We start from the raw sequence: 18,070 nt of genomic DNA, 5'->3' as shown, positions 1-18,070 counted from the left end.
GGTGGTCAAGGCAGCGAATCGACTAGTTTAACGGCGGCCGTCCGGTGCCTCCAAAGCATTTACCGGCGCACGGCGGGGTAAGGAGGGAAGGTGGCGCGGCTTCGCCTGGTCCTCTCGCCGATGATCCCCACGGTCGCGAGCTTCCTGCTGGCGGCGCTCTGGGGGATGTCGGTCTTCGCCGGATGGGGGCTGGAGGCGTTCTGCGCGGACGGCGAGTCCCCGTCGGCCTGTTCGCGGCGTCTCGGCGCGGTCTGCGCGGTGTCGGGGGTGTTCGCCGTGCCGGCCGCCTGCGCCACGCTGGCCGCCTGGCTGGTCCCGGCGTCCCGGCAGGACCCGCGCACGTTCGGCCGCATCATGGGGACGGGGGTCGCCGCTTGGATCGTCGCCGGCGCGGTGCTGTTCCTCGGCGGCCTGCTGGCCGGCTAGCGAATCCGGCAAAGACCGTATCTCTTAGTGAACGTGGGAATACCGAAAAAGTCGGGCATTTCAGGTGCGTTTGCCGGATCATGGGGGTATGTCGCAGGCGGCGTGATAGTACGCAGGTGAGGGGGGTGGTTCGATGTCGACGACCCGTGGAGTCTCGTGGACGTGACATAAACGCCGTGCCTGGCCGCTCAGGCAACGAGCGGCCGGGCATTCAACCGGTCACACCTCGCCGTGCACGTCGTCGGCGTCGATGATCTGGTAGGCGTATCCCTGCTCGGCCAGGAATCGCTGCCGGTGGGCGGCGAACTCCTGGTCGACGGTGTCCCTGCTGACCACCGTGTAGAACCGGGCGCCACCGCCGTCGGCCTTGGGCCGCAGCACCCGCCCGAGCCGCTGGGCCTCCTCCTGCCGCGACCCGAACGTGCCCGACACCTGGATCGCGATGGCCGCCTCGGGCAGGTCGATGGAGAAGTTCGCCACCTTCGACACCACCAGGACCTGGATCTCCTTGTCGCGGAACGCCTGGTAGAGCCGCTCGCGCTCCTTGACCCTGGTCTCGCCCTTGATGACCGGCGCGTTGAGGTGCTCGCCGAGCTCGTCGAGCTGGTCGATGTACTGGCCGATGACCAGCACCTGCTCGCCCAGATGCCGCCGGACCAGCGCCTCGGTCACGTACGTCTTGGACGGCGTGGTGGCGCAGTAGCGGTAACGCTCCTCGGCCTCTGCCATCGCGTACGCCAGCCGCTCCTCGTCGGTCAGCGTGACCCGCACCTCGACGCAGTCGGCCGGCGCGATCCAGCCCTGGTTCTCCATCTCCTTCCACGGCGCGTCGTAGCGCTTGGGGCCGATGAGGGAGAACACGTCGCCCTCGCGGCCGTCCTCGCGCACGAGCGTCGCGGTCAGGCCCACCCGCCGGCGGGCCTGCAGGTCGGCGGTCATCCGGAAGATCGGCGCGGGCAGCAGGTGGACCTCGTCGTAGACGATCAGGCCCCAGTCGCGCGCGTCGAACAGCTCCAGGTGGCTGTAGACGCCCTTCCGCCTGGTCGTCATCACCTGGTACGTGGCGATGGTGACCGGGCGGATCTCCTTCTTGTTGCCGGAGTACTCGCCGATCTCGTCCTCGGTCAGCGAGGTGCGCTTGAGCAGCTCGGTCTTCCACTGGTGGGCGCTGACCGTGTTGGTCACCATGATCAGCGTGGTGGCCTGGGCGTGGGCCATGGCCGCCGCGCCCACGATGGTCTTGCCCGCGCCGCAGGGCAGCACGACCACGCCGGAGCCGCCGTGCCAGAAGGCGTCGGCCGCCTCGCGCTGGTAGGGGCGCAGCTCCCAGCCGTCCTGGAGCAGCTTGATGGGGTGGGCCTCGCCGTCGACGTAGCCGGCCAGGTCTTCGGCGGGCCAGCCCAGCTTGAGCAGCGCCTGCTTGACGTTGCCGCGGTCGCTCGGGTGCACGATGACCGAGTCGGCGCCGAGGCGCTCGCCCAGCATCGGCGCGATCTTCTTCGAGCGCAGCACCTCTTCGAGCACCGCGCGGTCGGTCGAGGTCAGGACCAGCCCGTTGACTGGGTCCTTCTCCAGGCGCAGACGCCCGTAGCGGGCCATCGTCTCGGCGATGTCGACGAGCAGCGCGTGCGGCACCGGGTAGCGGCTGAAGCCGATCAGCGCGTCGACGACCTGCTCGGCGTCGTGGCCGGCGGCACGCGCGTTCCACAGGGCGAGCGGCGTGACGCGGTAGGTGTGGACGTGTTCAGGCGCTCGTTCGAGCTCGGCGAACGGCGCGATCGCCTTGCGGCACGCGTCGGCCTTCTCGTGGTCGACCTCGAGCAGCAGCGTTTTGTCCGACTGGACGATGAGCGGGCCGTCGTTCACGGACATCCCTTCCTACGGTTGACCCTTATCCAACACACACGACGGCAGGAACAGTCCCGGAACGGGTAATCGATCAGTCGTCCAGGCGGCCGGTGAGGCCCAGGAAGAGGAAGAGCCCGACGTTCAGCACGAAACCGGCGCCGAACAGCACCCAGCTCCAGACCAGCAGCGAACGGGCGCTTCGCGGCTGCTCGCGGACCCGTGTCAGCGCCACGGCGGCCAGGATGCCGCCGGGCAGCCCGAGCACGTTGAGGCAGGAGGCGAGGGACAGGAAGTTGAGCACGACGGCGACGATGGCGGCGGCCTGCGGGCCCTCGTCGCGCCGCGGCGGCACGCCGTAGCCGTAACCGTACTGTGGAGGCGGCTGCTCGCCGTAGGGCGCCCCGTAAGGCAGGTGCGGGTAGCCGGACGGATCTTCTTGATTCACGTTCACCTCCAGACAGGTCAACGTTTATCACGGAATACGGGCGTGCCCGACCCGGTGTGCGCGGACGGTCACAACCGCCCGCGCAGGGCCTTCCTGTCGAGCTTGAGCACGCTGGTGACCGGGATCGACTCGACGAAGCGCACCTCGCGCGGGTACTTCACCCGTCCGACCCGGTCGCGCGCCCACTCGATCAGCTCCTCGGCGTTCTCCTCGGCCCCCGGCCTGAGCTGCACGAACGCCACGACCTCCTCGCCCAGCCGCGGGTCGGGACGGCCGACGACGCCCGACATGACCACGTCGGGGTGCTGGTTGAGCGCGTCCTCGACGTCGCGCGGGAAGACGTTGAAGCCGCCGCGGATGATCAGATCCTTCTTGCGGTCGACGATGTAGAGGTAGCCGTCGTCGTCCACGCAGCCGACGTCGCCGGTGCGCAGCTCGCCGCCGACCAGCGCGGTGCCCTCGGGGTCGGGTTCGTGCTCGCCCCAGTAGCCGAGCATCAGGGAGTCGCCGCTGACGCAGATCTCGCCGACGTCGCCGCACTCCACCGCCTCGCCCGCGGCGTCGCGGATGGTGATGGTGTAGCCGGCCAGCGGCAGGCCGACGCTGCCCGGCCGGCGCCTGCCCGGCGGGTTGAAGGTGGTGACGGCGCTGGTCTCGGTCAGGCCATAGCCCTCCAGGATCTGCGTGCCCGGCATCCGGCGTTCGAACTCCTGCAGCGCCTCCCGGCCCAGCGGCGCCGCGCCGCAGGTGAGGTAGGCCAGGTCGGGGAGCGGGTGCGACTCCAGCGGCTGGGCCAGGAGCATGTGGATCATGGCGGGTACCACGGTGCCGTACTGGACGTGCTGCTCGGCGGCCAGTCGCAGGAACGCCTCGGGCTCGAACCAGCGCATGAGCACGGCCTGCTGGGGCTCGGTCGCGTGCAGGCCGGCCACGGTGATGATCAACCCGTACGCGTGCGAGAGCGGCACAGGCACGATCGCACGATTTTTCCCCTCTTGATGGGATATTTCGTACGCGTCCTTGGCCACCTGCCAGAGCCCGCGATGGCTCAGCATGACCCCCTTCGCGACGCCCGTGGTGCCACCGGTGTACATGAGCGCGGCCAGGTCGCCGGGGTCCCTGCGCACCCGTCCGTGCTCGGTGGCGCTCTCCAGCCCGGCCGTGTCCACATGGATCGGGACGTCCACCGCGGCGGCCCGTACGGTCTCCACGAGCTCGGGCGAGGTGACGACGGCGGACGCGCCGCTGTCGAGCAGGATGTGCCGCAGCTCCTCGGGCCCCACCAGGAAGACCACGGGCGTGACCACCGCGCCCGCCGCCCACAACGCCTGGTAGACGATCGGGACCTCGGGGGAGGTCGCCATCATCACGACCACCCGGTCGCCCGGCCGGACCCCGGCCTCGACGAACCCGCCGCACATCCGGCGCGCGCGTCCGGCCAGCGCGTGGCTGCGGTGCCAGACCCCTTCGTAGAACACCGAGTCGTGGTCGTCGAAGCGGTTCCATGACTCCTCGGCCAGCTGGCCCAGCGTTTGCTCGGTCACATGCACAACCTGATCGGAGGCGCCGCGCGCAGTCAACCCTGAACGTTCTCACGTCTGCCCTTGACTGACGATTGTGGACGATGCTCTCATGCCGAGTAAATGTCCAATATCGGCCTAGAGGGTCATTCGAGTTTTCGGGTGGCGCTAGATCGTGTATTGGTGGGATAAGTAGGGTTCCGTGCTACCAGATGGCCTGTCGCGGTTCTTGTCACCGGCCCGTCGCCCAGAGCAATGGAGGACATGATCGACATGCGCGCGCCGGCGGCCGTTGCCGCGAGCTTCGTGAGGAATGCCTGGTCAGAACCGTGGCTGCCAGGCCGCGCACGGTCAATCCATAAGGCGGGGAAACAAGTCGCCGGACAAAAAAGTTCGCGAAAGACATTTTCCACAGTCAACGTCCCAGTCAGGCCCGAGGTGACTTCGTGATCGAGACGCCTGAAGCAGGCGAGAGCGACCTCGACGACAAAACGCTCACCGAGCGCGTCGTCGCCATCACCGAGCGGCTCCGGCCTCTGGTCGTCCCGGTGGCCCGCGACCTCGACCGGCGCGCGGCCGACACCCTGCTGCGCTCCTACCTGGAGCCCGCCGGCTTCGCCGACGCCGTGCGCCGGCTGTCCGTGCGGCACCTGCTCGTCCTGGTGGGAGAGGCGGACATGGGCAAGCGGCTCGGCGCCATCGCCCTGCTGTCGCGCATGTCGCTGGCCGAGGGCAGGATCACCGTGCTCTCGCCGGCCGGCAGCACCGTCGACCTGCTTTCCAGGACCGAGTACGGGCCGGGGCGGGCGTACCTGCTGCACGACTGGATCGCCGGGAGCACCGACCGCGGCGAGCTGCTCGACCTGGCCCGCAAGCTCGCCGAGCTGGGGTCGTACCTGGTGATCACCCGGAACGGCGTCCCTTCGCAGGCGGTCGAGGTGGAGCAGCCGTGGTGCGCGCCCGACCCCGGCGAGCTGTTCGACCTCTACCTGAGCGCGTTCGGCGGCCGGAGCGCCCCGGCCGGGGCCGCCACCGCCCGGGTCCGCGCGCTGGCGCTGCGCACGCCCGCCGAGGTCGTCCGCCTGGCCACGCGCCTGGTGCGGGACGACGAGCCCGCGGCCGAGGAGGTGGCCGCCTGGTTCGACACCAAGCCGCCGATGCACGAGGTGCGGGCGGTGGCGGCGCTCGCGTTCGCGCACGGGCTGCCCGAGGCGGAGTTCGCCCGCCGGCTGGCCGCGTTCGAGCGGAGCCGGGAGGCCCACGAGGCGGGGCCGGGGCCCACCGGCGCGCCGCACCCGCTGATCGCCGTGCACGACGGCCTGGTCGTCTTCCGCGACCCGGACCACCGCGCCCAGGTGCTCGGCGAGCTGGTCGCCCGGTACGGCTACTGGCTGTGGCAGCCGCTGCGCGAGTGGGCCCGCTCACTGGCCCTCCAGGGGGACGACGTGCGCGCGCGGGCGGCCGAGGGCGTGGCGCTGCTGGCCGCCTGGTCGTTCAGGGAGGCGCGGCAGGAGTTCCTGGAGGTGTGGGCCCAGGGCAGCGCGGGCGAACGGCTGGCGGCGGGCGGTGCGCTGTCGTACATGTGCGCCGACGACGCCCTCGCCCCCGAGGCCCTGCGCCTGGCGCTCACCTGGGCCCGCGACCCGGCCGACCCGCGGGCGGCCGCGGCGGTCGCCGGGCTGTGCGGCGGGCTGTCCCTGCGCTACCCGGCCGACGCGGCGGCCCAGCTGCGCCGCCTGGCCGCCGGGGACGGCCCCGCGGCCCGGCTGGCGGCCCACGCGCTCACCCGCCACCCCTGACCCGGACGCGGGCCGGGAAGGCGGGTCAGAGGCCGGCGACGCCGGTGATGCGGTGGAGGGCGAAGCGGTGGACGGCCGCCCTGGTCTCGTCGTACGCGGTCAGGTAGCCGCCCTCCATCCGGGCCGGCTCCAGGATGCGCGAGGTGGCGTTGCCCTGCGAGTCGAGGTAACCGATCCACACCCGTACGCCCTGCTTGATGGCGTCCTGGAGGGCCGAGATCGTGGCCGTGGCGGGCCCCCGGGGCACCGCGCCGCCCGGGGCGTCGACCGGCTCGCGCCGCGCCAGGTGAGCCGCGTCGCCCGCGCGCAGCGCGCGGACGGCCGCCGAGGCCACCTCGGGATCGAGCCCGCTGACCGAGGCCACGGCGCGTACGGGCGCCACCCCCTCGGTACGCCTGCTGTCGAGCTGGGAGATGATCACGTCGCCGTCGAGCGACTCGGCGACCGGCGCGTACCCCATGGCCCGCAGCGAGTCCACCAGCGCCGCCCTGGACGAGCGGGAGGCGATCACCGTGGGGGCCAGCCGGCGCAGGCGCAGCGCGGCGGCACGGCGGTCGGCGGTGATCTGGTCGAGCAGCGCCGGATCGTCGCACCGGACGTAGGCACTGGCCGTGCCCACCCGGATCCGCCCGTGCCGCCGGGCCACGTCCGTCACCAGGTACGACAGGGCCTGCGGCACCGGCGTGGCCGAATGGCGGGCCAGCATCGCCAGCAGCTCCTCGCCGCCGTGCCCGGCGTCGAGCGCCCGCCGGATCGAGCCCTCGCCGAACCGGTAGACGGTCGCCCCGCCCTTGGACTCGACGTCGGCGGTGAGCGTCATCCAGCGGTTGAGCTCGCTGGTCAGCGGCCCCGGGGCGACGGCGGTGAGGTCGGCCTGCAGCAGCACGTGGTCGACCGGCTCGGGCAGCAGCGGCGCGAGCAGGCCGGCCGCGTCGCCGCCGTCGAGCAGCGCCCGCCCGTGGCCGGACAGCGTGCCGAGCCCGGTCACGCCGATCTGCTCGGCCTCGCGCAGCGCGAACTCGGTGAGCTGCTCGCGCAGCGGCCCGCGCCGGCGCGGCTGCTCCCAGGCCAGGCGTTCGAGCACCGAGTCGCGGTCGGGCGCGAGGCCCGGCGCGGCGGCCAGCACGCCGAGAGCCGCCGTGCGCACCCCCGGCGCGGCGGCCCGGCGCAGGTCGGTGTGCAGGGCGTTGAGCGGCCGGTCGCGGTCGTCGCGCTCGCCGACCAGGCCGGGCACGCGGTCCATGTGCAGCCAGGTCGCGGCGAGCGTCACCCAGCGGTCGGCGGTGGCCCTGACCCGCCACAGGTCGTAGCCGGAGGTCGGCAGCCACTCGCCGTCGACGCCGCCGCCCGCGGCGACCAGCCCCGCCGCGTGCGCCACCTCGACGACCAGCGCCGCCGCCCATTCGGGCAGGTCGAGGTCGGTCGCGGTGCGCTTCATGTCGCGTACGCCGAGCCCGCCGGTGCGCAGCACCCCCGGCGGGTCGATGCTCCACCGCTCGCACAGCTCCTCCACGGACCTGACGAACGAGAACGCCTGGCCCGCCGCCGTACGGTCGGCCAGCTCGCGGTCGCGCGCGGCCCCGCCGAGCGCGGGCGGCACGGCGAGCAGGTCGCGGTGGACGCGCCCGCCGCGCAGGTGCAGGCCCACCTCGCGGGGCAGCGTCACGCTCTCCTCGCCGGTGGCCGCGAGCAGCCCGCGCGCCAGCAGCTCCTCGATGGGCGAACGGGCCGAGGCCACGCGCACCTCGCGCCTGGCGTTGGGCACCCGTCCGGTCGGCGGCCCCCAGACGAGCTGGTCGAGCGCGCCCCTGGCCTCGGGCGAGACCGCCGCCACCAGGGCCTCGGGCGCGGACAGCGCGGCGGCCAGCCGCTCCTTGCCGGGCCCGTCGGTGCCGGGGGCGACGTCGTCGGCCATCTCGTCGAGCTGCTCGGGCGGGTGGTGCCGGAACACGTCGACGACCCTGGGGCCGAGCCCGGCGGGCTCCTCCAGGACCTTGCGCACGCCCGGCCCGAGGTCGAGCGCGTTGTCGGGGCCGAAGACCAGCGCCAGGTCACGCAGCCGGTCGAGGGCCGCGGTCAGCGCGGGCTCGGGCCGGCCCGCCGCCAGCGCCCGTCCGACCAGGCCGCGCAGCGCCGCCTTCGTCACCGGCCCGTCCTGTACGGCCAGCGTCTCGACGACGGCCAGCGTGAACCGGTCGAGCCGGTCGAGCACCCTGCCGATCGCCGAAGGGCTGGCGGCCCGCGCGGCCAGCCCTTCCAGATGCGCGGGCACCGGAGTGATCAACTCAGGCCGCGCGGAGACGAGCGCCCGAAGCTGTTCGTCGGTGCGCCCCCTGATCCACTCCGTGAACTCCATCGTTGCCATGGTATGTCCCCCCTGATCGGGGCAGCATTGCCAGACGTGAGAGAGCGCGCGGACCAAATGGTGCTGAACTACGTCAGCAGGGCGGCCGACGCGGCGGAGCGGCGGGGCAGCCAGGACGCCCGGGACGTCGCGAAGGTGCCGACGCGCTTCGGCGCCGCTGTTCGGCTACACGGTCGGCGGCACCGGCTGCTCGACGTCAGGTGACCGGCGCGGGGCTGGGGAGCAGGCCGACGGCCAGACGTACCCAGGCGGCGACGAACTGGTCCTTCTCCGCGTGGCCCGGCATCTCGCCCACGGTCTCCTGGAACAGCCGGTAGTGGACCACCGAGCCGCCGAGCACCGCGGCGATGCCCGTCCAGTCGACCTTGGCGCCGGCGTACTCGGGCTGGGCGCGGAACCAGGTGGTGATCGCGTCGAACATGGGCTGCAGCAGCCCCTCGCGGACCACCGCGACCAGCTCGGGGAACTGGCTCAGGTCCCGGAAGAACACCCGGGTGAGCTCCGACTCCTCCCGCACCTTGGCCAGGCCCGCCCGGCACAGCAGCGACAGGCGGTCCTCCAGGCCGGCGGCGGCCTCCATGGTGCTCAGCTCGGCCAGGCTCTCGGCGACCTGGCTCCTGGTGCGGGCGGCATGCTCGTTGATCGCGGCCGCGAGCACCTCGTACTTGGACTTGAAGTGCCTGTAGAGCCCGCCCGCGCCGGGGGAGAGCCCTGAGGCGGCCTCGATCTCGGCCACGGAGGTGGCGGCGTAGCCACGCTCGGCGAACAGCCGCAGGGCCTCGTCGATGATCCGCTCACGGGTCGATCTGGTCATGTCTGTGCAGATACCTCCGCAACGAGAGTAGTCGTCAGGGCGCGGTGCGCCTGACCAGGCCCGCCAGCGCCGAACCGGCCACGAGCCACACCAGCGCGGCCAGCCCGTCGTTGACGAGCGTGGTCCAGCGCGGGTCGGCGAGCTGGAACAGGTTGGCCAGGCCCAGCGAGAGCCCCGCGGCCAGCGACTCGACGAGCTGGTACCAGCCGTTGGCCGGATTGGCCCGGAACACCGTGAAGACGGCGTGCAGCGCCAAGGAGAGCGCCGCCAGCCTGGACGCGAGCCGCACCGCGTACGCCACGAACGACACGATGCGCCGCCAGGCCGTCACCGGCGTGCCGCGCGGCCGGGCGGGCCGATGGGGACGGGGAGCGGCGGCGGCGACGAGCCGGTCTCCCGTGCCGGGCGTGCGGGGGGTCTCTGACACGGTCACTCCTCTCCGATAAGTAATTCCTTTCTGCCCATTCCCAGAGTCCCACAACAAGGGTCGTTACCGACGTGGATGCGGCGTTTGGCATCCTGCACGGGTGACTACCTCAGTGGGTTTCGACCTGGACATGACATTGGCCGACACGCGATCAGGCATCGCGGCCGTTTACGACGAGCTGTCAAGCCGTTTGGGCGTGCACATCGACAGCGGTGAGATCATCACCCGGCTGGGGCCGCCGCTGGAGTACGAGCTGGCCAACTGGATGCCGGCGGAGGCCATTCCCGCGGCCGCCGAGCTGTTCCGGGAGATCTATCCCGCGGTGGGCGTTCCGGTGCACACCGCGATGGCGGGCGCGTACGAGGCCATCGCCGCCGTACGGGCCCGCGGCGGCCGGGTGATCGTGGTGACGGGCAAGAACCCGCGCGACGCCGCCGGCACCGTCGAACTGCTCGGGCTGGCCGTGGACGAAGTGGTCGGATCGGTGTTCGGAGCCGCCAAGGGAACGGCACTCGCGCGCTTCGGCGCGGCGGCTTATGTTGGTGACCATGTCGCCGACATCGAGGCGGCACGCGCGGGCGGCGCCATGAGCGTGACCGTCGCGACGGGCCCTTACACGCTGGGAGAGCTGCGTGAGCACGGAGCCGATGTGGCGCTCGCCGACCTGACCGAATTCGCCGACTGGTTCGCCGGATGGCGTGCGCGCGACGAACTACGGTAATTGCCGGGCATTTTCCCGGTCGCTTCCGCGGGCTTCGGGGCATAACCTACATCCATTCATCCTTTTCGACTGTTTGAACGAGGTCCTCCTGTGCCGAGTGGCAAGGTCAAGTGGTACGACGCCGACAAGGGTTTCGGCTTCCTCACCCGTGACGACGGCGGTGAGGTCTTCGTGCATTCCTCCGCGCTTCCCACAAACGCCGGCCCGCTCAAGCCAGGCCAGAAGGTGGAGTTCGGCGTGGCCGAGGGACGCCGGGGCCAGCAGGCGCTGTCGGTCCGGATCCTGGACCAGCCGCCGACCCTGGCCAAGACGAAGCCCAAGGGCAAGCGGAAGACGCCCGACGAGATGGTCGTCATCGTCGAAGACCTGATCAAGCTGCTCGACGGCGTGTCCACCTCCTACCAGCGGGGCAAGCACCCGGAGGCGGCGCACGCCAAGAAGATCGCCCAGGTGCTCAGGGCCGTCGCGGACGACCTCGACGCCTAACCGCCCGGGTTCGTCAGGGGTTTGGTGCGGTCGAGGGTCTCGGTCCGTTGCTGATCGGGGTCCTCGGCCCGCTGCCCGGCCAGCTTGGCCGCCGCCCGCACCCGTCCCCGCCTGGTGACCAGCAGCCAGCCGAGCGCGCCGGTCAGCGCCACCGCCGGCGCGACGAAGCCGGCCAGGGAGCTGCGGGTCAGCGACAACACCAGCCCGAGCAGGCCGCCGAACACCCAGGCGAACTGCAGCACCGCCTCCACCACCCCGAACGTGGACGAGCGCACCTCCTCGCCGATCTCCCGCTGCACGATCGCGTCGAGCGCGAGCTTGCCCAGCTCCTGGGCGAACGCGGTGACCAGCGAGACCGCCAGCGCGGTCCACAGGCCGAACAGCACGGCCGTGGCGATCGTGGTCGCGGCCGTCACCGCCAGCGTGACCAGCACGATCACCTGGGGGGAGTGGCTGCGCGTCCAGTTGGCGACCGCGGCCCCGGCCAGGCCGCCCAGCCCGGCGGCCAGGGCGAGCAGCGCGATCGTCCTCGGCACGTCGAAGAACGAGGCGGCCGCCGCCGGCGCGGCCAGCCACGGCACCGCTTTGTCCTGGACCAGGAAGAGCAGGAAGAACACCAGGAAACCGGAGAAGATCCGGAGCGCCACGTTCGCCCAGACCGCCTCGGCCACGGCCGGGCCCACCTTGAGCAGGGTGCGCCAGCGCGGCGCCACGCCCTCCTCCTCCTGGTCGGGCGAGTCGACGTGCCGCGGCAGGCGTACGGCGGCGACGCCGAGCAGCAGGAAGGCCGGCATGGCCACGCGCAGCACCACGGCGCTGCCCAGCCACGCGGTCAGGCCCGCCCCGACCGGCACCGCCACCCCGGCCGCCACCAGCGTGAACAGCGCCACCCGCGCGTTGGCCGAGACCAGGGTGATGTCGGCGGGCAGCACGCTCGGCATGATCGCCGCCCTGGACACGTTGTACGCCTTCGACAACACCAGCACGCCCAGCGCGCCGATGAACAGCGTCGGCAGGTCGCCCGCCCCCACGGCGGCGGCCATGGCGAAGCAGAGCAGCCCCCGTCCGAACAGCGTGCCGGCCATCACGTAGCGGCGCCCCGACCTGAACCGGTCGAGGATCGGCCCCACGAACGGCGCGAGCAGCCCGAACGGCAACATCGTGATGACCAGGTAGAGCGCGACCGACCCGCGCGCCTCGCCGACCGGCACGCCGAAGAACACCGTGCTGGCCAGGGCCACCGTGACCAGCGCGTCGGCGGCGCTGTTGCCGGCCGACAGCTCGATCAGCCGGCCGAGCCCGGTACGGCCCGCGCCGCCCGCGTACGTCAGCTTCCTGGTCGCCCGGCCCGCCTTGCGCGCGCCCCTGGCGGTGGCGCGGCCGGCCCGGACGGCGCCGCTCGCGGTGGCCCGGCCGGCACGCACGCCGGCGCGTCCCGCGCCGCCGATGGCCTGGCCCATCCGCCGCGAGATGTCCCGAGCCTGCTCCCAGCCACCCCCCACGCCTACCAGTCTTACCCGATTCACCCCTCTTCTCAGCTTCGGATCGGCGGTTGTGGGTCTGCCAGGTCCGCCTATGGGTGAGAATGAAGTGTGAGCGAACAGCACCTTCAGGCGGAGGCGGCCCGATGAGCCGCACCCGGGCCCGCGTCCCCGCTCCCGACCAGGCCTGCGTCGCCGCAGTCGATCTGGCGCGCGCCGCGGCGCAGGAGCTGGCGCACCCGGGCGAGCCCGGCGACCACCTCGGCTTCGAGAGCGAGGGCGACCGGATCGTCACCCACTACTTCGCCTGCCTCGACCGGGCCTATCGCGGCTGGCGGTGGGCCGTCACGGTCACCCGGGCCTCGCGCGCGAAGAAGGTCACGGTCAGCGAGGCCGTGCTGCTGCCCGGCTCCGGGGCGCTGCTCGCCCCCGAGTGGCTGCCGTGGAGCGAGCGGCTGCGGCCGGGCGACCTGGGCGTCGGCGACCTGCTGCCGACCCCCGACGACGACGACAGGCTGGCGCCCGGCTTCACCGAGCTCGACGAAGATGCCGACCGCCAGATGGTTTTCGAGTACGGCCTGGGCCGAGCCCGTGTGCTCTCGGCCATCGGCAGAGACCGGGCTGCCAGACGCTGGCACGCGGGCGAGCACGGGCCGCACACTCCGATCGCACACGCCGCGCCCGCGCAGTGTTCCACCTGCGGGTTCTACTGGCTGCTCTCCGGTGAGCTGCGGCTGTCGTTCGGCGTCTGCACCAACGAGTACGCCCCCGACGACGGCAAGGTCGTCGCCGCCGACCACGGCTGCGGCGCCCACTCGGAGGCGGCCGTGCTGCCCCCGCCGGTCGAGCAGGCCATCCCCATCCTCGACGACCTGGGTTACGACCTGATCGAGGAGGAAGAGGGCTCGGTGGACGGATCCGCCACCGAGGAGCTCGGCCACTCCTGACCGGAGCACGGGCGCGAGCGCGGGCACGGCGGTTTCGTCGGTCAGGGGGGCTAACCTACCCTGGCCCCTCTTCACTCGACCAGGATCGTGATCGATGACCGACACCTTTGGCACTGACCGGATGCGAGCCGCCGTCCTCTCCGCCTGGACGGCCTCGCCCGCCCGCTTCCGCGAGGACGCCAACGCCGAGGAGGACTTCGCGCTCGGCGGCTACCGCGACCGGCTGATCGTCGAGCTCGCCCAGAACGCCGCCGACGCGGCGCTGCGCGCGGGGGTGCCAGGGGTGTTGCGGCTGACGTTGCGCGGCGACGTGCTGACGGCCGCCAACACCGGCGCCCCGCTCGACGCCACCGGCGTGGAGGGCCTGTCCACGTTGCGCGTGTCGGGCAAGCGCGACGAGATCGGCGCGGCCGGCCGGTTCGGCGTGGGCTTCGCGGCCGTCGTCTCCGTCTGCGACGAGCCGGCCATCGGCTCGCGCGGCGGCGGCTCGGTGCGCTGGTCGCGGGCCGGCACGTCCGAGCTGGTCGCGGGCATCCCCGTGCTGGCGGGCGAGCTGGCCGACCGGGCGGGCCACGTGCCGCTGCTCAGGCTGCCGTTCGACGCGCCGCCGCTGGAGGTGCCCGACGGGTTCGACACGCTCGTCCGGCTGCCGCTGCGCGACGCCGCGGCGGTCGACGCCGTCCGCGTCATGCTGGCCGAGACCAGCCCGGCGCTGCTGCTCGGCCTGCCCGCGCTGGAGGCCATCGAGATCGACCTCGACGGCGCCACCCGCACGGTCGTGGCCGACGGCTGGCACGTCGTGTCGGACTCCGGCGAGTTCACCCCCGACGAGGTCGCCAGGCTGTTCGCCGACCGGCCCACCGAGGAGCGGGCGCGGCCCTTCTGGTCGCTGCGCTGGGCGGTGCCCGTCACCGGCACCGGCGAGCCCGGCCCGCTGCCCGCCGCCGTGCCGCCCGTCGTGCACGCCCCGACGCCGAGCGACGAGCCCATCGACCTGCCCGCGCTGCTGATCGCGTCCTTCCCGATGGCCACCGACCGGCGGCACGTCGCCAAGGGGCCGCTCACCGACTTCCTGGTCGAGCGGGCGGCCGACGCCTATGTCCGGCTGCTGGGCGAGCTGCCTCGCACCTCCAGGCTGCTCGACCTGGTGCCGTCCCTCATGGGCAAGGGCGAGCTCGACGCGCGTGTCCGGCGGGCCGTGCTCGAACGCCTGCCGTCCGCGCCGCTGCTGCCCGCGTTGTCGGCGCCCGCGCCCGCGGTCCAGACGCCGTCCTTCGCCGAGGCCGAGGTCTACGAGCCCGACGCCGAGTGGCGGGTCGAGCATCCGGCGCGCGAGCCCGAGGGCGACGGCTGGGTGGTCGCGGGCCGGGAGGCGGCCGTCGTGGCCGGGGCCACCGCCGAGCTGCTCGACACCGTGGCCGACTTCGTGCCGGGGCTGCTGCCGGCCGGGTGGCCGGCCAGGCATCCGGCCATGGTCGCCCTGGGCGTGCGCCGGGTGGAGCTGGCCGACGTGGTCGACCTGCTGTCCGGGGAGGCCGTGGAGGCGCGTGAGCCGTCCTGGTGGCGTTCCCTGTACGCGGTGCTGCCCGCCGACGACCCCGAGTCGCTGGGCGCGCTGCCGGTGCCGCTGACCGACGGCCGCGTGGTGCGCGGCCCCCGCGGCACGCTGATCCTCACCGACGGCGGCGCCGACCTCGACCTCACCCCGCTCGGGCTGCGCATCGTGCATCCGGAGGCGGCCCATCCGGCGCTGCTGCGGCTGGGCGCCGCCGAGGCCACCCCGCGCACGGTGCTCGAAGACCCGCTGACCAAGGCCGCCGTCGCGCAGTCGCTCGACAGCGCCGACCCCGAGCCGGTCGCGCGGGCCGTGTTGTCGCTGGTGGCGGCGTCCGGGCTGGTTCCCGGCGAGGCGCCGTGGCTGGCCGAGCTGGCGCTGCGCGGCGCCGACGGCGAGCTCTACGCGGCCGGTGAGCTGATGCTCGCCGATGGGGCCCTGGCCGGGCTGCTGGCCGCCGACACCCACCTCGGCGTGGCCGCGCCCGAGCTGGAGGAGACCTACGGGGCGCGGGTGCTGGCGGCGGCGGGCGTGCTCGACGGGTTCGCCGTCGCCCACGACTCCGACGTGCTGCTCGACCCCGACGACTGCGACCACGACCTCGACGGCGAGACCGACTGGCTTGACCACGTGCTCGACCTGCTGCCCGACCTCGCGGTGCCGCCGGTGGTGGCCGAGTTCGCGGCGGTGCGCGACCTTGAGCTGGTGGCCGACTGGGAGGCCGCGCTGCCGCTGCTGACCCGGCCGCCGCTGCGGGCCGCGCTGCACCCGCTGCGCGTCGAGGGCGTGGAGGTGCCCTCGTACACCGCGTGGTGGCTGGCCAACCATCCGGTGCTCGGCGGCCGCAAGCCGCTTGAGCTGCGGCTGCCCGGCGCCGACCCGCTGCTGCAGGGCCTCTACGCCGACGCGCCGGCCGGGCTCGACGAGGCGGCGCTGTCGATGCTCGGCGTGCGCACCACGCTGGCCGAGCTGCTGGCCGCCCACGGCGGCCCGGAGGAGCTGCTGGAGCTGATGGCCGACCCGGCGATCGAGGTCGACCGGGCGCAGCTGCGGGCGTTGTGGATCGCGCTGGCCGCCGTCGATCCGGCCCGGGTCGAGCCGCCCTCGCGGGTGCGCGCGGTGCTCGGCGGCGACATCGTGGTGGCCGCCGCCGAGGACGCCGTGGTGGTCGAGGCCCCCGACCTGCTGCAGCTCGTCACCGACCGGCCGCTGGTGCTGGCCTCCTACGACCTGGCCGAGGCGCTGTCGGAGCTGCTCGACCTGCCGCTGGCCGGTGAGCTGGCCACCGGCGAGGTGACATCGCAGGGCGAGGTGCGCGCGGTGCCGCCGCAGGTGCGCTCGCTGCTGCCCACTGCGCCCGAGACGTACGTCGAGCACGAGAAGCTGCTGGTCGACGGCGTCGCCTGCACGTGGCGGTTCTTCGAGGGCGCGGTCCACTGCACCGGCGTCGACGGGCTGGCCCGCGGGCTGGCCTGGGCGACGGGCCAGTGGAACGACCGGCTGGCCGTGGCCGCGCTGCTGCGCGACCCGGAGGCGGTGCCGCTGCTGCTGGCCGAGGCCGACCTGTCCTGACCTGAGACCGGCGGGCCGCCCCCGGTCGCGGGGGCGGCCCGCCGCGGTCAGGCCGCGCGGGTGGCGGCCGCTCCCAGCGTCTTCCCGGGGTCAGGTCCCGCAGGTGGGGCCCGCTCCCGGTCAGGCCGCGCAGGTGGTGCCGGCCGCCGGCACCTTGCCGTTCAGCAGGTACGCGTCCACCGTGCGCGTCACGCACCCGTCGCCGCTCAGGTAGGCGCCGTGGCCCTCGCCCTCGTACGTCATGAGCACGCCGGTCCTGAGCTTGGCGTTGAGCGCGGTGGCCCACTCGTACGGCGTGGCCGGGTCGCCCTTGCCGCCGATGACCACGATGGGCGCCGAGCCGGTGGCGTCGATGCGCTTGGCCGCGTCGTCGCCGGGGGTGGGCCAGTGGCCGCAGGCGGTGGCGGTGCCGTCCGCCGACAGGATGGGGAAGATCTTCTTGATCTGGTCGTCCACCCGGGCCATGTCGGCGGCGGTCGGGCGTTCGGTGGTGTCGGCGCAGGTGATGGCCTGCAGGCTGGTCATCATGGTGGAGTAGGTGCCGTCGGGCCGCCGTCCGGTGTAGGCGTCGGCCAGGGCGAGCAGGGTGGCGCCGTCGCCCTTTATGCCGGCCGCGGCGGCCTGCTCCAGCACCGGCCAGGCGGACTTGGCGTACAGCGGGGTGATGACGGCGAGTTGGGCCAGGCCGTAGGTGAGCTGCCGGTCGCCGACCTTGAGCGGCTTGCTCCTGAGCCCGTCGAGCAGCTTCTCGACGGCGCTCCGCACGGCGGCCGGGTCCTGGCCGAGGTCGCAGGTCCGGGCCACGCAGTCCTTGGCGAACGCCTCGAAGGCGTGGGCGAAGCCGGTGGCCTGGGTGACGGCGCGCTGCTCGAAGGTGACCGTGGGGTCGAAGGCGCCGTCGAGGACGAAACGGCCGACGTTCGCGGGGAAGCGGGTGGCGTAGACGGCGCCGAGGTGGGTGCCGTAGGAGAAGCCGAAGTAGTTGAGCCGCCGGTCGCCGAGCGCGGCCCTGATGCGGTCGAGGTCCTGGGCGGCGTTCACGGTGCCCACGTGGGGCAGGATCTTGCCCGAGTCCTTCTCGCAGGCGGCGGCGAACTTCTTCGACAGGGCCTCGCCGTCGGCCCCCGCGGGCGCGGCGAGGAGGGCGTCGAGCTCGCCGCCGCACCTGACGCCCGCGCTGCGGTCGACGCCGCGGGGGTCGAAGCTGACGAGGTCGTAGCGGGTGCCCAGGCTGCCGAACGCCTTCGCGGCCTGGGCCAGCGTGTCGACGCCCGACCCGCCGGGCCCGCCGAAGTTGAAGACCAGCGAGCCGAGCGGGTCGCCGTCGGCCTTGATCCGGATCAGCGCCAGGTCGATCTTCTGGCCGCCGGGGTCGCCGTAGTCGAGCGGCACCGGCACGGCCCCGCACTGGACGGCCTCGTCCTCGGGCAGCGGTTTGCCGTCGGGCCCGGTCAGCCCGGTGCACGGGCTCCAGGCGACGGTGCCCTTGCCGGGCTGGGCCTGCTTCGCGGGCTCACCTGTGGTGCCGCAACCGGCGAGGACGGCGGCGCCCAGCAGGATCGTCAACATCGCCTTCTTCATGCTGACCAGCCTGCCGGGACGGTGTCCGCCCAGGTAGTGGAGGGAGACATGGGTTCCTGATGACTTCGGAGATGTCCGGAAGA

The 18,070-nt window shown here is 73.2% G+C and carries 15 protein-coding genes; 7 read left to right on the top strand and 8 right to left on the bottom strand.

Annotated features, from left to right (window positions below):
* Positions 1 to 90 precede the first annotated feature (90 nt).
* On the top strand, positions 91 to 426 hold the full coding sequence (locus ABT158_RS37135; RefSeq protein WP_352361710.1) for a hypothetical protein: 336 nt from the start codon (positions 91 to 93) through the stop codon (positions 424 to 426).
* A gap of 219 nt (positions 427 to 645) precedes the next feature.
* On the opposite strand, the gene ABT158_RS37130 is transcribed toward ABT158_RS37135, so the two are convergent.
* From ABT158_RS37130 to ABT158_RS37120, 3 genes are all read right to left on the bottom strand, one after another.
* Positions 646 to 2,298, bottom strand: coding sequence for a DNA repair helicase XPB (locus tag ABT158_RS37130; RefSeq protein ID WP_352361708.1), 1,653 nt, complete (start codon positions 2,296 to 2,298; stop codon positions 646 to 648).
* A gap of 67 nt (positions 2,299 to 2,365) precedes the next feature.
* A complete protein-coding gene (locus ABT158_RS37125; protein ID WP_352361706.1) occupies positions 2,366 to 2,719 on the bottom strand; it encodes a hypothetical protein in 354 nt (117 codons plus the stop codon).
* A 68-nt stretch (positions 2,720 to 2,787) separates the two neighbouring features.
* A complete protein-coding gene (locus ABT158_RS37120; protein ID WP_352361704.1) occupies positions 2,788 to 4,263 on the bottom strand; it encodes an AMP-binding protein in 1,476 nt (491 codons plus the stop codon).
* Between the two features lie 422 nt (positions 4,264 to 4,685).
* Between ABT158_RS37120 and ABT158_RS37115 the strand changes: the two genes are divergently transcribed.
* Positions 4,686 to 6,038, top strand: a complete 1,353-nt coding sequence (locus tag ABT158_RS37115; protein WP_352361703.1) for a hypothetical protein — start codon at positions 4,686 to 4,688, stop codon at positions 6,036 to 6,038.
* A gap of 25 nt (positions 6,039 to 6,063) precedes the next feature.
* Here the strand turns inward: ABT158_RS37115 and ABT158_RS37110 are convergent, their stop codons facing one another.
* On the bottom strand, positions 6,064 to 8,394 hold the full coding sequence (locus ABT158_RS37110) for a helicase-associated domain-containing protein (RefSeq protein ID WP_352361701.1): 2,331 nt from the start codon (positions 8,392 to 8,394) through the stop codon (positions 6,064 to 6,066).
* Positions 8,395 to 8,439: 45 nt separating this feature from the next.
* On the opposite strand from ABT158_RS37110, the gene ABT158_RS37105 reads away from it, so the two are divergent.
* Complete coding sequence (locus ABT158_RS37105) at positions 8,440 to 8,607, top strand: hypothetical protein (RefSeq protein ID WP_352361699.1); 168 nt, start codon at positions 8,440 to 8,442, stop codon at positions 8,605 to 8,607.
* Here ABT158_RS37105 and ABT158_RS37100 read toward each other — a convergent pair.
* Positions 8,600 to 9,217, bottom strand: a complete 618-nt coding sequence (locus tag ABT158_RS37100; RefSeq protein ID WP_352361697.1) for a TetR/AcrR family transcriptional regulator — start codon at positions 9,215 to 9,217, stop codon at positions 8,600 to 8,602. The two genes, ABT158_RS37105 and ABT158_RS37100, sit on opposite strands and share 8 nt — an antisense overlap.
* A 34-nt stretch (positions 9,218 to 9,251) precedes the next feature.
* The gene (locus ABT158_RS37095) at positions 9,252 to 9,644 is read right to left on the bottom strand and encodes a hypothetical protein (RefSeq protein ID WP_352361695.1); all 393 of its coding nucleotides are present in this window, start codon (positions 9,642 to 9,644) and stop codon (positions 9,252 to 9,254) included.
* A gap of 112 nt (positions 9,645 to 9,756) precedes the next feature.
* Here ABT158_RS37095 and ABT158_RS37090 point away from each other — a divergent pair, with 112 nt between their 5' ends.
* Positions 9,757 to 10,365: an HAD family hydrolase gene (locus ABT158_RS37090; RefSeq protein ID WP_352361693.1), complete on the top strand. Its 609-nt coding sequence runs from the start codon at positions 9,757 to 9,759 to the stop codon at positions 10,363 to 10,365.
* Positions 10,366 to 10,455: 90 nt separating this feature from the next.
* Positions 10,456 to 10,851, top strand: coding sequence for a cold-shock protein (locus tag ABT158_RS37085; protein ID WP_352320910.1), 396 nt, complete (start codon positions 10,456 to 10,458; stop codon positions 10,849 to 10,851).
* Here ABT158_RS37085 and ABT158_RS37080 read toward each other — a convergent pair.
* Positions 10,848 to 12,353 (bottom strand): MFS transporter, encoded by a 1,506-nt coding sequence (locus ABT158_RS37080; protein ID WP_352361691.1) that lies wholly within the window; start codon positions 12,351 to 12,353, stop codon positions 10,848 to 10,850. The two genes, ABT158_RS37085 and ABT158_RS37080, sit on opposite strands and share 4 nt — an antisense overlap.
* Before the next feature lie 125 nt (positions 12,354 to 12,478).
* On the opposite strand from ABT158_RS37080, the gene ABT158_RS37075 reads away from it, so the two are divergent.
* On the top strand, positions 12,479 to 13,279 hold the full coding sequence (locus ABT158_RS37075) for a DUF3027 domain-containing protein (RefSeq protein WP_352361689.1): 801 nt from the start codon (positions 12,479 to 12,481) through the stop codon (positions 13,277 to 13,279).
* Between the two features lie 94 nt (positions 13,280 to 13,373).
* On the top strand, positions 13,374 to 16,406 hold the full coding sequence (locus tag ABT158_RS37070) for a sacsin N-terminal ATP-binding-like domain-containing protein (RefSeq protein WP_352361687.1): 3,033 nt from the start codon (positions 13,374 to 13,376) through the stop codon (positions 16,404 to 16,406).
* Between the two features lie 120 nt (positions 16,407 to 16,526).
* Here ABT158_RS37070 and ABT158_RS37065 read toward each other — a convergent pair whose 3' ends face one another.
* The gene (locus ABT158_RS37065) at positions 16,527 to 17,987 is read right to left on the bottom strand and encodes an alpha/beta hydrolase (protein ID WP_352361685.1); all 1,461 of its coding nucleotides are present in this window, start codon (positions 17,985 to 17,987) and stop codon (positions 16,527 to 16,529) included.
* Between the last annotated feature and the right edge of the window lie 83 nt (positions 17,988 to 18,070).

It is taken from the genome of Nonomuraea sp. NPDC001636 (genome assembly GCF_040298265.1).
Lineage (GTDB): Bacteria > Actinomycetota > Actinomycetes > Streptosporangiales > Streptosporangiaceae > Nonomuraea.
The sequence above is the reverse complement of the archived record's forward strand: the minus strand, read 5'-3'. Positions and strand labels throughout refer to the sequence as shown.